The following is a 14,320-nucleotide window of genomic DNA, read 5'->3' as shown; positions in this document are numbered from 1 at the left end:
GGGATCATCATCGACATGACTGCTCCTGAAATGAGCACCGATGCCAGCAGCGACGAATCGCTGCTGGCGCGCTATCGATCCGGCGACGGGCCGGCGTTCGAGATCTTGTACGCCCGTCACCGCCAGGGCCTTTATCGATTCCTCCTCGGCCTCAGCGGCAAAGCCGAACTCGCCGAAGAGGTCTATCAGGACACCTGGCTGAGCCTGATCCGCAGCACCAGCCAGCCACAAGGCCGGGCGAATTTTCGTACCTGGCTTTACCAGATTGCCCGCAACCGACTGATCGACCACTGGCGCAAACATGGCATCCACAACCCTTTGCACGACAGCTACGACGAACAGGCCCACGCCGTGATCGACAACGCCGGCGACCCCGAACAACTGCTGAGCCTGAGCCGCGACACCCAACGCCTCGAAACCGCCCTGCAAACCCTGCCCGCCGACCAACGAGAAGTCTTCCTGCTGCGCGCCCACGGCGACCTCGACCTGCCCCAAATCGCCACCCTCACCGAAACACCGCTGGAAACCGTCAAAAGCCGCTTGCGCTACGCCCAGCAAAAACTGCGTCGGCTGCTGGCCGAGGAGGTACTGACATGACTGACGCTCGTAAAACACCGGTCGATCCCGTGATCGAACATTTCCGCGAACACGGAAGCGATGGCCCACCGTCGCATCTCGACGCCTTCATCCTGGCCACCGCCCACCGTGAAGCGCCTGTGCGCAAACCGAGCCTATGGCAGCGTTGGGTCCAGGCCTGCCAGAAACCCCGTTGGCAGGTGGCGTTTGCCAGCCTCGTTGGCGTCGCGCTGATGCTGGCGTTGGTGCAACGCACACCCGAGCAAGAGCCGCAGTTCGACTCCACCCCGGCACCCAAAACTTCGTCCTTTGCAGCCAAGAAAGAAGCCCCGGCACCGATTGCACGTTCGTTGTCCGCCCCCGCCGGCGCGTTATCCGCCCCTGCACCCGCAGCGCCAATAGCTGATTACGCCGCGCCCGCACAGAGCGAATCCATCAACGCGGAAATGGCCGACGAAGCCAAGGTCAGCAAACGCGCCGCTGCTCCGGTGAAAACCCTCGATGACCAACTACGTGAAGTCCTACGCCTACAAAACACCGGCCAAACCCAAGCCGCCGCCGACCTGATGAAGACCCTACACAAACGTTACCCCAACGAAAACCTCACCACTCGACTCAAGGCCCTGAAGAAAAACTGAGCCCCGGCCCCACCACCCATTTGGCAACCAGCCCCGAAAGCGCGCACTATCGGGGCATAGCCGATGCGTTGGAGGAAGCCGTGGCGAAAAAAATCGATCGCATCGCCCAAATGCTCAACTGCCCGCAGAAGGGGGAAGAGCTGAGGCGGGGAATTATTGAGAGTCGTAAGGAATTTCTGCTGAACAAGCAGGAAGCAGGCGTTCCCGAGGAAGATGCCGTTGAGGAAGAGGTGTTGGAGGAGGGGGACGAGGACGATGAGGAATATGACGAGTTTGATTGGACGACTGAATGATAAAAAAACCGCTTAGGCGGTTTTTTTGTGCCGTCTATCAACGCAGTAGTTCGGCGAAACCGAATAGCTGAATTTCAACGATTTGACGATACGTTCTCAATCTCTATAATTGGCCACAACACGGCCCCTGTCGGTTGATGCGCTGAGGCGCTGAGACTGCTCAGGGGTTTTTTATTGTCTACGTTTTGTGCTTCACCAGTCGCGATTCTGCCAATCCTGATCAATGCCCATCCCATCCAGGCTTAGGTCCAGGTGAGCCAAATTCGGAAAACCTTCTCCTAGCAGTGTTTTCATGCGCCCTCCCCAACTGGACGAGGGGTTTATGACCTTCATCAGATGCTGGGTGATGCATAGCAGAATGAACGGACGAGCTCGACGCTGGGCGTCATCATGGAAGGCGGACAGTGCCGGGGCTTGCTCTACAGGTGGCAGTTTTGGTTGATCAACAATGTTTCGATTCCACAGACGACTGTGATGAGCACAGACGTTGCGCAGATAGTTCAGGCTGCGTAACCAACTGGCGAAAATCCTGCCATTGCTTATGCGGTACTTCTGGGAGATAGCGTCTTGATCAGCCTCAGTCATGCCGGCATAAAGCGTCGATAGGGTACCGAAATCCCAAACTTCACACGCGACCCAGACTGCCAACGGAAGGCCGTACTTTTCCTTGTTGTGGCGAATAAAGTCCTCATTCGAGCGATTAATCAACGCGGCGTGTTTGCCAAGCCATACGTTATGTTTCGTCAGCCCGGTTTTGCTATCGAGTTGAGTGGAAAAGCTTTCGTGGAAGTGCTCGGGCCGCAGATAGGCAAACTTTTCGTGTCTGCCAAGGCCATGGGAAATATCCACCCGCAAGGCAATCTCAATGCGTTCCAGCGCATCCAGGGTCAATAAACGCAGTTTTTTATCAAACACATACAAGTCGACGGCATTGTGGAATGTCGTGCCGGCTTTGAAATTGTCGAGAGGTAGGCGTGTCACTTTGGTTTTGGAAAGTTTCTTGCCCTGCTGATTGAGTGGGCAACACAGCTCAGAGCGCTCGCGAAAGGCAAACCAGTAACCGCTGAGGCGGTAGTAGCCAATGCGCTCAAGATATTCCAACGCTTTAGCCTGATCAGTCACAGTCATGCCGCGGGTTATCAGTAGATCAAGTTGTGGTTGATAGCTTTGCCACGGTTTTGGATAGCTTTGCATCATTTGCACGTCACCTTAGCCGTCCATGGCAATCTTGAATTTTTAGGGGGAAAGGGGGGCAAATTTACTTCTAGGGTGAATTTGACTGGACATACTGAAGCCGCCGACCCAATACGAAAGCTTTGGTTGGCGAGGTTGATTGAGGTATGGGTCAAGCAACATGGAACACCTCCAGCCCAAAAATAAGGCGCGTATGAAAACCTTAATGGGCGTATGACGGAAGGGGAGAGATGTATCGGAATTTGTTTAGCCCAGAGGCCAAGGCCGGTTGTCCGCAAGCCAGATTGGCGTTGACCACACGATAAAAAATCAAGTTCTATCAGGAACCTATTTTCCGTGCCTTGGAGCCGCTCATGGAGCAACTACTTGATCGTTTGAAAGCTGCCGAAATTCGCGAGGCGATCGCTGCCAGTAGAAATGATCCGCGTCCAGCTATTGATGCGGATACGGTTTTTTCGGAGTTGGATGCGATTGTTGATGATGCCGCTGCGCAAACTCGCCGATGACGTGACTGGTGTTCACCGCGATGGCGGGTGACGGTTTACAGAAAATTGCCGATTTTTTGCCAGGCATTGAGAGTCCGAGGCTCAGAGTGTTTCTAGCATCCACAAAAAAGCCCCAAACCCTACGGGCCGGAGGCTTTCTCGTTTCTTCTATATGGTGCCCAGACGTCGTTTGAACTGGAGGCTGAGAGGTCCGGTTTATATGGCTTCCGTTGTTGGTGTTTCGATTAGGCATACACGTGGGCATACACGAAGTGGATTGCTAGACCTGCAACGGGGTGAACCTTTGAAAATACTTCTGTCGCCTACACCGGTTTCGGCGCTACAGCAGTGGCGTTCTGCTGCTATACATCACAGCAGCATATTCAATGCCTCGGCAAATAGAAGGAATTCAGGATGAAGATTCTTGCAGGGCTGGTCGGTGGCTTAATATTAGCCATTCTTGTTTCGATGGTCGTAGCCATCGCCGGAGCGGCATCGCCAGCGGCTGGCGGCGCGACAAGCGCGATAGTTTTCTTCGTCGTGTGGATCATTGCACTAGTCGTCGCGGTTTATGCTCCCACTCCTGGTAAGGCATGGCGTCGGCTTCTAGTCACCTCGGGCATCGCTGCGTTCATGCTTCCTTTGGCCGGTATTATTTTCACTGGTAGCCATATCGCCACCAATATTAGTGGCGCTCACTCAAGTGCAGAAACGGCAGGAGCAGCGATCGGTGGCACCTTGGTTAGTGGATTCCTAGGATTTGTTGGCTTCTTCCTGGGAGTGATCTTCCTCATCGTCGGTCTGTTGGTGGGACGAGATAAACAAGTCGTTTACATTCAGTCTCCACCAAATTCATAAACGCATTCATTTGAATGGCATTCCAAAGATTTTTGCTCTGTGTGGAGTATCGAGCCTTCGGAGCAATGATCGTCGGATTTCGTGGCTGATAGTCGCCGGGGGACCCTGGCGATTTACGGAAAAGAGGGACAGATTTATTTTCTCGTAGCCCATCAGAATCCAGATGGTAGCTGGGTCTATGGAGGCGCACATGCCGAAGGTCATCAGAATCCCAATGGCACCTGGGTTTGTGGCGGTGCCCACCAGAATCCAAATGGACCATGGGTTTGCGCATAACTGAACGAGACACCACTAATCCCTCTCTTCCGGATTTCCGAATGCTGCGGGGGACTCGCGAGAGGTGGTTCACGGCAGTTGTAAACTCTAAGTTGACAACTGCCCTACCGACCCAAGCCCCATAGATCAAACCCCTGAATTGCCCACTTGGGATACCAACACCCACAAAAAAGCCCCAAACCCTACGGGCCTGAGGCTTTCTCGTTTCTTCTATATGGTGCACCAGGCGGGATTCGAACCCACGACCACTGCCTTCGGAGGGCAGTACTCTATCCAGCTGAGCTACTGGTGCAAGCGGGCGCCATGATACTCATATGCGTTGCGGGCGTCCATGCTGCTGAATCGCCTGTGTTTTTCTAACCTGTAACAGCCGTTTGCTACGTTGATCAGAAAAAATAGGCAAATGCGCCGTTTTCGTTCTTTTTTTCGAACGGCCTATTGTCCTTTCCCGGCATTGATCCTAGGATTCGTTCGAGATTTCAAACGCTCTTGTCTGGGTGCTGAACCGCACGAGTCCAATCCGTGCGCTATTTATGTGCTTCAGCCCGGTGAATGATTTCCCTGACGGCAGCCTTCGAGGCGCCTTTCTACAATCATAATTCGCTCCGCGCTGGTCGCGGTGCTGTTAAGGAAAGCCGACATGCAGCTTAAAGACACCCAGTTGTTCCGCCAGCAAGCCTTTATCGATGGCGCTTGGGTCGATGCGGACAACGGTCAGACGATCAAGGTCAATAACCCGGCAACGGGCGAAATTCTGGGCACTGTGCCGAAGATGGGCGCTGCCGAAACCCGCCGTGCCATCGAAGCCGCTGACAAAGCGCTGCCGGCCTGGCGTGCACTGACCGCCAAGGACCGTGCGAACAAGCTGCGTCGCTGGTTCGAACTGATCATCGAGAACCAGGACGACCTGGCTCGCCTGATGACCCTCGAGCAAGGCAAGCCATTGGCCGAAGCCAAGGGCGAAATCGTTTACGCCGCTTCCTTTATTGAGTGGTTCGCCGAAGAAGCCAAGCGCGTCTACGGTGATGTGATTCCGGGCCACCAGCCAGACAAGCGCCTGATCGTGATCAAGCAGCCGATCGGCGTGACCGCAGCGATCACCCCGTGGAACTTCCCGGCCGCGATGATCACCCGTAAAGCCGGCCCGGCCCTGGCCGCCGGTTGCACCATGGTGCTCAAGCCTGCTTCGCAAACCCCTTTCTCCGCATTCGCTTTGGCTGAACTGGCCCAGCGTGCCGGTATTCCGAACGGTGTGTTCAGTGTTGTGTCCGGCAGCGCCGGCGATATCGGCAGCGAGCTGACCAGCAACCCGATCGTGCGTAAATTGTCGTTCACTGGCTCGACCGAAATCGGTCGTCAGTTGATGGCTGAATGCGCCAAGGACATCAAGAAAGTGTCCCTGGAATTGGGCGGCAACGCGCCGTTCATCGTGTTCGACGACGCGGACCTGGATAAGGCCGTCGAAGGCGCGATCATTTCCAAGTACCGCAACAACGGCCAGACCTGCGTCTGCGCCAACCGTCTGTACATTCAGGATTCGGTCTACGACGCGTTCGCCGAGAAGCTGAAAGTGGCTGTGGCCAAGCTCAAGATCGGCAACGGTCTGGAAGAAGGCACCACCACTGGCCCTCTGATCGATGAAAAAGCCGTGGCCAAGGTTCAAGAGCACATTGCTGACGCGATCAGCAAAGGCGCGACCGTTCTGGCCGGTGGCAAGGTGATGGAAGGCAACTTCTTCGAGCCAACCATTCTGACCAACGTGCCGAAAAACGCTGCGGTGGCCAAGGAAGAAACCTTCGGTCCACTGGCGCCGCTGTTCCGCTTCAAAGACGAAGCCGAAGTGATCGCGATGTCCAACGACACCGAGTTCGGTCTGGCTTCGTACTTCTATGCCCGTGACCTGGGCCGTGTGTTCCGTGTGGCTGAAGCCCTGGAATACGGCATGGTCGGCGTCAACACCGGGTTGATCTCCAACGAAGTCGCGCCGTTTGGCGGCATCAAGGCGTCGGGCCTGGGCCGTGAAGGCTCCAAGTACGGCATCGAAGATTATCTGGAAATCAAATACCTCTGCCTGGGCATCTAAGTCCAGCCAGACGTTTTGCTTCAAGCGGAAAGGGCACGAGAGCGCTGTCCCTTTCTGCGCTTCAAATGGAATTTTCTCTGTGGCCGGGAAAGCTGTGGCAGTCGATCATCGCATGCTGCCGTAGTTGCCTCCCCGCCGCATTTTCCTTGAACCACGCCGCCCGATGAGCGGTGAATGAGGACTTTATGAGCAAGACTAACGCATCCCTGATGAAACGCCGCGAAGCCGCTGTACCACGCGGTGTTGGCCAGATTCACCCGATCTTCGCCGAGTCCGCGAAGAACGCCACCGTGACCGACGTTGAAGGTCGCGAGTTCATCGACTTCGCCGGCGGTATCGCCGTGCTGAACACCGGTCACCTGCACCCGAAAATCATCGCCGCCGTGACCGCGCAGCTGAACAAGCTGACTCACACTTGCTTCCAAGTACTGGCCTACGAGCCGTACGTTGAGCTGTGCGAAAAAATCAACGCCAAGGTTCCGGGCGATTTCGCCAAGAAAACCCTGCTGGTGACCACTGGTTCCGAAGCCGTGGAAAACGCCGTGAAAATCGCCCGTGCCGCCACTGGCCGTGCCGGCGTGATCGCGTTCACCGGCGCTTACCACGGTCGCACCATGATGACCCTGGGCCTGACCGGTAAAGTCGTGCCTTACTCGGCCGGCATGGGCCTGATGCCAGGCGGCATCTTCCGCGCGCTGTACCCGAACGAACTGCATGGTGTGAGCGTCGACGACTCGATCGCCAGCATCGAACGCATCTTCAAGAACGACGCCGAGCCGCGTGACATCGCTGCCATCATCATTGAGCCGGTTCAGGGTGAAGGTGGTTTCTACGTCGCGCCGAAAGAATTCATGAAGCGTCTGCGTGCTCTGTGCGACCAGCACGGCATCCTGTTGATCGCTGACGAAGTACAAACCGGCGCTGGCCGTACCGGCACTTTCTTCGCCATGGAACAGATGGGCGTTGCTGCCGACCTGACCACCTTCGCCAAATCCATCGCTGGCGGCTTCCCGCTGGCCGGTGTGTGCGGTAAAGCCGAATACATGGACGCCATTGCTCCAGGCGGCCTGGGTGGCACCTACGCCGGTAGCCCGATCGCTTGCGCCGCGGCCCTGGCCGTGATGGAAGTGTTCGAAGAAGAACACCTGCTGGACCGCTGCAAGGCAGTCGGCGAGCGTCTGGTGACTGGCCTCAAAGCCATCCAGGCGAAGTACCCGGTAATCGGCGAAGTCCGTGCCCTGGGCGCGATGATCGCCGTCGAGCTGTTCGTTGATGGCGACAGCCACAAGCCGAACGCTCCAGCAGTGGCAGCGGTGGTGGCCAAGGCGCGGGACAAGGGTCTGATCCTGCTGTCCTGCGGCACCTACGGCAACGTTCTGCGCGTCCTGGTACCGCTGACCTCGCCGGACGAGCAATTGGACAAAGGACTGGCGATCATCGAAGAGTGCTTCTCGGAACTCTGATTGCAAGTGTGACCTGATCGACAAAAAAACCCGCTTCGGCGGGTTTTTTCGTGTCCGCAGAACACATCGCGCTGTATCGAATGGCCAGCATTGACTAAGGTTCATGCATTGCCGTTGGAGTGTACGAATGACCGCTGTGGTGTTACCCGCTGTTCCGCGAGTGCTGATTGCCGAGGCCGACCCCTGGTCGCGTGACCTGCTCAAGCAAGTGTTGTTGAATGTGCGCTGCGACGCACGGCTGGACCTGTGTGCCGATGGCCAGCAAGCGATGGAGCTGCTGGCGGAGGTGCCTTACGACCTGGTGATTGTTGACTGGGAATTGCCCGGTATCGATGGCCTGAATGTCTTGCGCAGTGTCCGTCAGCGCAAACGCAATCCGCCGTTGCCATTCATTTTGTTGAGCAGCCGCAACGACAGTGCCAGCGTGCGCGAGGCTCTGCCCTTGGCGCCCACGGCGTACCTGACCAAACCCCTGGATATGGAAAACCTGACTCAGCGTCTGCAGGAGTTGCTGCTGAACGCGGGCGAAGAGGTGTCCTGCGAAGTGCCAACGCTGTCGCCGGGCATGACCTTGTCGGTGTACCTGGAGCGTCGACGTGAGTCGACAGACGGCGCGCCGCTGATGACCGACGTGCAGTTGGCGGTCAAACGCAGCCTTAACCCCAATGGCCTCGACCTGACGCTGCTGGAGGGCGAGATCCGTAATGACCCGCAAATCACCGCGGTGTTGATCGCGGCGGCCAACAGTGCGGCTCAGCACCATGGTGTCGGGGTACAAACCCTGTCCCAGGCCCTGCATCGCTTGGGCACCGCGCAAAGCATGAACCTGATTCTGGGCCTGGCTCTAAAACGCTGCGCGCGACTCAGCGATCCGCTGCTGGCGGACTATGCCGAACGCTATTGGGACCTGTCGCTGCGCACCGCCGAATATGGCCGGACCTTGGCGCGCTTGCTGGACCTGGACCAGGAGCGCTGCTATTGCGCGGGAATGCTGCATCGCCTTGGCGATCTGGCCTTGCTGCGTTGCTTGCAGGAATGGAAGCAGGCCGGTGGCGAACTGGATGAGTGGGAAGAGATCGGCGATGCGCTGGCCGAGTTCGGCGCGGGCTATGGCTCGGCATTGCGCACCCGCTGGCGCCTGCCGCTGGAGTTGCGAGAGCTGATTGCGGCGGTCTACCAGCTCGGTGGCGGGGTTTACTCCCGCGAAGCGCTGGTGATGAACATGGCCGCCCAACTGGCGCGCCTGACCGAGCATGAGGGCATTGAGGAACTGTCCAAAAGCCGCACGGCGCGGTTGCTCAAGATTGGGTTGCCGGAGTTGATGCGCCTGCGCAAAAAGTAACGCCGCGAGATCGTTCCCACGCTCTGCGTGGGAATGCCGCCCGGGACGCTCCGCGTCCCTTCCAAACGCGTGACGCGGAGCGTCACAGGATGCATTCCCACGCGGAGCGTGGGAACGATCACGAACTCAGGCCGAGATGATGCGGTTTTTGCCCTGGCGCTTGGCTTCGTACATCGCCGCGTCGGCGCGGGCGAACAGGCTGTCGAGGCTTTCGTCCTCGCTGGTAAGGCTGGTCAGGCCTTGGCTGACGGTGATGCCGAAAGTCTGTTGGTCATGGCTGAAGCTCAACCGCTGAATCTCCCGTTGCAGACGCTCGGCCACTTGCATGGCCATGTCCGGCGCACAGCCCGGGAATACGGCAGCAAACTCTTCCCCACCAATTCGCCCGAACAGATCACCCCGGCGTAACGCTGCGCGACCGCTTTCAGCAATGTGTTGCAGCACGGTATCGCCTGCCGGATGGCCGTAGCTGTCGTTGACCACTTTGAAGTCATCGATGTCCAGCAGCAGGAATGCGAGTTGCGCCCCTTGCAGCTTCGCCTGTTCAAATTCGCGATGAGCGCATTCGAAGAAGTGCCGGCGGTTGCTGCTCTGGGTCAACACGTCGGTGGTCGCCAGGCGTTGCAGCTCGGTTTCCATTTGCTTCTTTTCGGTGATGTCCTCGGCGATGCCGACGATGATCACCGGTTGCCCTGGATCGGCCTGACGGTTGATGAAGCACTTGTCGCTGAGCCAGCGCACCTGACCATCGGCGGCGATGATGCGGTATTCGCGGTCTTCGACGGCACCTTTGACCAATACTTCGGCCAGGCTGCGCTCGGCGTAGTCCAGATCGTCGGGGTAGATGCTGTCGCGCCACTGGTTGTAGTCAGCCAGCAACAGGCCGGCGGAACGACCGAAAATCCGTTCATAAGCCGGGCTGACGTACAGCACTTGCCGGGTTTCCCAGTTGAAGGCCCAAAGCACGGCGTTGACGCTGACCAGCAACGAGCTGAAGAGTTGTTCGCGTTCGCTCAGGCGTGCGACTTCACCTTGGGCATGCATCAACGCCATCAGGGTTTGCGCGGCCTCGGGCCACTGCGGGTGGGATGAGTCTTGTAGGTTTTTGGTGACCATCGGCACAGATCTCAAAGGGCGTGCGCCGCTCGAGGTTCGAAAGCGGCCACTACGTGGGCCCCTTATCGATTATTTCTTGTGCCACAGCAGGCGCTGTCACGCTTTGGTGGGAAATAATTGATAACAGGTCTCGGCCCGCCTGGATGGCGAAGTGTCTTTGAGATAGGGGATTTGGAGCTTAGTTCCGAAGGGTGCGCCCGCGAACGGGGCGCACCGATCAACGGCGTCAGACGGCGGCAGGGCGCAGGGAGTAGGTTTTCAGCTGGTCGGCGAAGTCGCGCAGGGACTGAATCCCGCTGGCTTCGGCTTCGTGTACCCAATCCTTGATAGCGGCAAGCATATCGTGACCATTTGAGCTGGTCTTGACCCAGATCTGCTGCAAGGCCAGGCGTTTCTCGTAAATTACCTTCAGCGCCTGGCTGTGCTCGAGCATGTTCTGGATGCGGATATGGTGTTTGTCATCCAGCAGGCTGGTTTCCCGGGAGAGCAGACGCTTGGCGCGGTGGAATTGGTGACGGACCGAGTGATCGACCTTCTCCAGCTCCTGCTTGACCAGCGGCGCGATCACCAGCTTGCGGTACTGGGCCATGATCTGGAAGCGGTTGTTGAGGATGGCCATGGCGGTGTCCATGTCCAGGCTGCCCTTGCCTTCAACCCGGTGGGCGATCGGCGCAACCCGCTGGACCTTGGCCAGACGGAAGAAGCTGAAGACTTGTATCCAGGCCCAGCCGAGGTCGAATTCCCACTTCTTCACCGACAGTTTTGCCGAGTTAGGGTAGGTGTGATGGTTGTTATGCAGTTCTTCGCCGCCGATCAGGATGCCCCAGGGCACCAGATTGGTCGCCGCATCGCGGCATTCGAAGTTGCGGTAGCCGATGGCATGGCCCAGGCCATTGACCACGCCGGCAGCCCAGACCGGGATCCACATCATCTGGATGGCCCAGATGGTGATGCCGATGGTGCCGAACAGCAGCAGATCGATGACGCCCATGATCGCCACACCCAACAGCGGGAAACGGCTGTAGAGGTTGCGTTCGATCCAGTCTTCGGGGCAGTTCTTGCCGTAGATGCGCAGGGTTTCCGGGTTTTCCGCTTCTTCGCGGTACAACTCGGCGCCCTTGCGCAAAACCGTGGAAAGGCCCTTGATGACCGGGCTGTGCGGGTCATCGACGGTTTCGCATTTGGCGTGATGCTTGCGGTGGATGGCTGTCCACTCGCGGGTGTTCTGCGCCGTGGTCAGCCACAGCCAGAAGCGGAAGAAATGTTTCAGGCCGGCATTGAGCTCCAGGGAGCGATGGGCTGAATAACGATGCAGATAGACCGTGACACCAACAATGGTCACATGGGTCATCAGCAGGGTGACTGCCACCAGTGACCAGGGCGACAAGCCGAGAAAACCTTCGTACCACATAGGCTATTGGGCCCTCGATAAATAAAAAAACAGCCGTTGCATTATCACTAAGCCCACAGATAAAACCAGTCGCCCTTTCAGATAAGAGTGGCTGGATGTTTCTTTAACCTATAATTCCAACCCTTTTGCAGGGACATGGACGGCCTGATGACAGCCACACACCGCGATGCCTTGCGTGCAGCGCTGCTTTACCTGGTGCTTTCAGTAGTCTGGCTCCAGTTCAGTGGTTATTTATTGAACAGTTTCTTCGATAGCTCTCATGAATTGCTGCGATGGCAACTGATCAACGGTTATGCGTGGGTGTTGCTCAGTGCCGGATTAATTTTCCTCGCACGGGCCCGATTATTCCGTTGCCTGGGGATCGGCGCGAAATTGCGCGAGCGCAGCGAAGACCGGGAACGCCTGCGCCAGGCCGCCGCCGTGTTCGATTGCACCCGGGAAGGGGTGCTGGTGACCAACAGTAAAGGCCTGATCGTGCATGTGAACCGGGCGTTTATGGAAATCACCGGTTACCAAAGTGAGGAAGTCCTCGGCCAGCAGCCCAGCCTATTCAAGTCCGGTCACCACCCGCCGGCGTTCTATCAGGCGATGTTCGCCATGCTCGACAGCGTCGGCGAATGGAGCGGAGAGATCTGGAACCGGCGTAAAAGCGGTGAGATCTACCCGCAATGGCAGACCATCCGCCTCATTCATGACGATCTGGGTCGGCTCAGTCATTACGTGGCGGTGTTTTCCGACATCAGCGCGATCAAGAACTCCGAGCACGAACTGACGCACTTGGCGCACCATGACCCGCTGACTGACCTGCCCAATCGCCTGCTGTTCACCGATCGAGTCGAGCAGGCACTGACCTCGGCGCAATTGCACAAGCGCGGCTGCGCGTTGCTGATGATCGATCTGGATCACTTCAAGATGATCAACGACAGCCTCGGGCACAACATCGGCGATCAACTGCTCAAGGCCGTGGCCGAACGTTTCAAGGGGCTGTTCGTGCCGGGCATCACCCTGGCGCGCCTGGGCGGCGACGAGTTTGCCGTCCTCGCGGAAAACTGTCCGCAACTGGTGCAGGCCGCGGCATTGGCGCAGCGGATCATCGATGGCCTCAAGCAGCCGTTCGAGATCGATGGGCATCAGTTGTTCATCAACGCCAGCATCGGCATCAGCCTGTTCCCCAGCGACGCCTTGAGCGCCGAGCAACTGCTGCGCAACGCCGACTCGGCGTTGTTCAAAGCCAAGAGCGCCGGCCGCGATGGATACGCGCTCTATACCGAAGAGCTGACTGCCCATGCCCAGCAACGGGTCGAGATTGCCTTCGAACTGCGCCGTGCCCTGGAATTGCAGGAACTGCGGGTCTATTACCAACCGGTCCATGACCTTAAAAGCAGTCGCCTGATTGGTGTCGAGGCGTTGGTGCGTTGGGAACATCCGCAGCGCGGGTTGATCTCGCCCGCAGAATTCATCCCCGTTGCCGAGCGCACCGGGCTGATTTCCGAGATCGATGCCTGGGTCATGCAGCAGGCCTGCCGGCAGATGTGCCATTGGCAGCAGGCTGGCGTGGTGTTGTCGTTTGTCGCGGTGAATGTGTCTTCGCGCTTGTTCGCCCGCCGCGAGTTGTATCAGCAGGTGGCGCAAGTGCTGCACGAAACCGGGCTGGACCCGGCGTATCTGGAACTGGAAGTTACCGAGAGTGCGGTAATGGATGATCCGGAAGTGGCGCTGGAGCAGATGCATCGCCTGCGTGAACTGGGCGTTCGGCTGGCCATCGATGATTTCGGCACCGGGTATTCGTCGTTGCTGCGGCTCAAGCGCTTGCCGGTGCAGAAGCTCAAGATCGATCAGGGGTTTGTCGCCGGGTTGCCGTGGGATGAGGACGATGGCGCGATTGTGCGGGTAATCATCGCGCTGGCCAAAAGCATGGGGATGCAGGTGCATGCCGAGGGGATCGAGCAAGTGGAGCAGGCCGGGTTCCTGCTCGAACAGGAATGCGATCTGGGGCAGGGCTACTGGTTTGGGCGGCCGGTGCCGGCAGAGCAACTGGATTGGGCGCGGGCTCCAGACATTCGCTGACGTTTGATCGTTCCCACGCTCCGCGTGGGAATGCCGCTCGGGACGCTCCGCGTTCCATTCCCGGGAGTGACGCGGAGCGTCACAGGATGCATTCCCACGCAGAGCGTGGGAACGATCAGGCCTGGAAAACCCCCGCAACCCCTTGTCCCATCAAATAATACTTTCTGGTTATATAAACATTCTTAAATAGTCTTTTTAAGAATATCCGCGCCTATCTACTATTGCCCTCACGCCGCAAGCAGTGCCGCCACTGCCAGGCAACCTCTCAGTCGAAGGAGCAGCACCATGAGCGCATCCCTACGTAGCGTTGACGGCCAGGACGAAGCAACCATTTTGCGTGAGATCCAGAGCGCCCTGCGCGATCTGCGTTTCGGCGCAGTGGAAATCACCGTGCACAACGCTCAGGTGGTCCAGATCGAACGCAAAGAGAAATTCCGCTTGCAGAACCCGGCCAATAAACCGAGCTGAAGCGAAAGAAAAATCACCGTCTTCGACAGTTCCTGCGGGGGACCCAGGCA

General features: G+C 57.8%; 13 protein-coding genes and 1 tRNA gene. 10 read left to right on the top strand and 4 right to left on the bottom strand.

Features of this window, described 5'->3' with window-relative positions:
* Positions 1 to 15: 15 nt before the first annotated feature.
* Genes BK667_RS27945 through BK667_RS27935 form a run of 3 tightly spaced genes read left to right on the top strand, consistent with a single transcriptional unit; the run spans position 16 to position 1,507 of the window.
* Entirely contained in the window at positions 16 to 597 is a 582-nt protein-coding gene (locus BK667_RS27945; protein WP_123599649.1) for an RNA polymerase sigma factor, read from the top strand.
* Entirely contained in the window at positions 594 to 1,214 is a 621-nt protein-coding gene (locus tag BK667_RS27940; protein WP_123599508.1) for a hypothetical protein, read from the top strand. Before BK667_RS27945 ends, BK667_RS27940 begins: the two co-directional genes overlap by 4 nt.
* Positions 1,215 to 1,234: 20 nt before the next feature.
* The gene (locus tag BK667_RS27935) at positions 1,235 to 1,507 is read left to right on the top strand and encodes a hypothetical protein (protein ID WP_123599507.1); all 273 of its coding nucleotides are present in this window, start codon (positions 1,235 to 1,237) and stop codon (positions 1,505 to 1,507) included.
* 192 nt (positions 1,508 to 1,699) lie between these two features.
* Here BK667_RS27935 and BK667_RS27930 read toward each other — a convergent pair whose 3' ends face one another.
* A complete protein-coding gene (locus BK667_RS27930) occupies positions 1,700 to 2,704 on the bottom strand; it encodes an Abi family protein (protein WP_123599506.1) in 1,005 nt (334 codons plus the stop codon).
* 350 nt (positions 2,705 to 3,054) lie between these two features.
* Between BK667_RS27930 and BK667_RS27925 the strand changes: the two genes are divergently transcribed.
* Entirely contained in the window at positions 3,055 to 3,207 is a 153-nt protein-coding gene (locus tag BK667_RS27925; protein ID WP_259698203.1) for a hypothetical protein, read from the top strand.
* Positions 3,208 to 3,600: 393 nt separating this feature from the next.
* Positions 3,601 to 4,044: a hypothetical protein gene (locus BK667_RS27920; protein ID WP_123599505.1), complete on the top strand. Its 444-nt coding sequence runs from the start codon at positions 3,601 to 3,603 to the stop codon at positions 4,042 to 4,044.
* 491 nt (positions 4,045 to 4,535) lie between these two features.
* On the opposite strand, the gene BK667_RS27915 is transcribed toward BK667_RS27920, so the two are convergent.
* A tRNA-Arg gene (locus BK667_RS27915) sits at positions 4,536 to 4,612 on the bottom strand.
* A 348-nt stretch (positions 4,613 to 4,960) separates the two neighbouring features.
* On the opposite strand from BK667_RS27915, the gene gabD reads away from it, so the two are divergent.
* The 3 genes from gabD to BK667_RS27900 all read left to right on the top strand — a co-directional run bounded on the left by gabD (position 4,961) and on the right by BK667_RS27900 (position 9,208).
* Positions 4,961 to 6,403, top strand: coding sequence for an NADP-dependent succinate-semialdehyde dehydrogenase (gene gabD, locus BK667_RS27910; RefSeq protein WP_054050229.1), 1,443 nt, complete (start codon positions 4,961 to 4,963; stop codon positions 6,401 to 6,403).
* A 185-nt stretch (positions 6,404 to 6,588) separates the two neighbouring features.
* Entirely contained in the window at positions 6,589 to 7,866 is a 1,278-nt protein-coding gene (gene gabT / locus BK667_RS27905) for a 4-aminobutyrate--2-oxoglutarate transaminase (protein ID WP_123515981.1), read from the top strand.
* A gap of 127 nt (positions 7,867 to 7,993) precedes the next feature.
* Entirely contained in the window at positions 7,994 to 9,208 is a 1,215-nt protein-coding gene (locus BK667_RS27900; RefSeq protein ID WP_123515979.1) for a response regulator, read from the top strand.
* Positions 9,209 to 9,334: 126 nt separating this feature from the next.
* On the opposite strand, the gene BK667_RS27895 is transcribed toward BK667_RS27900, so the two are convergent.
* Complete coding sequence (locus BK667_RS27895) at positions 9,335 to 10,324, bottom strand: GGDEF domain-containing protein (RefSeq protein ID WP_123515977.1); 990 nt, start codon at positions 10,322 to 10,324, stop codon at positions 9,335 to 9,337.
* Between the two features lie 226 nt (positions 10,325 to 10,550).
* On the bottom strand, positions 10,551 to 11,735 hold the full coding sequence (gene desA, locus BK667_RS27890; RefSeq protein ID WP_123515975.1) for a delta-9 fatty acid desaturase DesA: 1,185 nt from the start codon (positions 11,733 to 11,735) through the stop codon (positions 10,551 to 10,553).
* A gap of 147 nt (positions 11,736 to 11,882) precedes the next feature.
* On the opposite strand from desA, the gene dibA reads away from it, so the two are divergent.
* The gene (gene dibA / locus BK667_RS27885) at positions 11,883 to 13,802 is read left to right on the top strand and encodes a phosphodiesterase DibA (RefSeq protein ID WP_123599504.1); all 1,920 of its coding nucleotides are present in this window, start codon (positions 11,883 to 11,885) and stop codon (positions 13,800 to 13,802) included.
* Positions 13,803 to 14,087: 285 nt separating this feature from the next.
* A complete protein-coding gene (gene oscA / locus BK667_RS27875) occupies positions 14,088 to 14,270 on the top strand; it encodes a sulfur starvation response protein OscA (RefSeq protein WP_059404116.1) in 183 nt (60 codons plus the stop codon).
* Positions 14,271 to 14,320 lie beyond the last annotated feature (50 nt).

The sequence above is a fragment of the Pseudomonas frederiksbergensis genome (assembly GCF_003732705.1).
In the GTDB taxonomy this organism is placed as follows: Bacteria; Pseudomonadota; Gammaproteobacteria; order Pseudomonadales; family Pseudomonadaceae; genus Aquipseudomonas; species Aquipseudomonas frederiksbergensis_F.
This window is presented reverse-complemented; position numbering and strand designations above follow the sequence as displayed.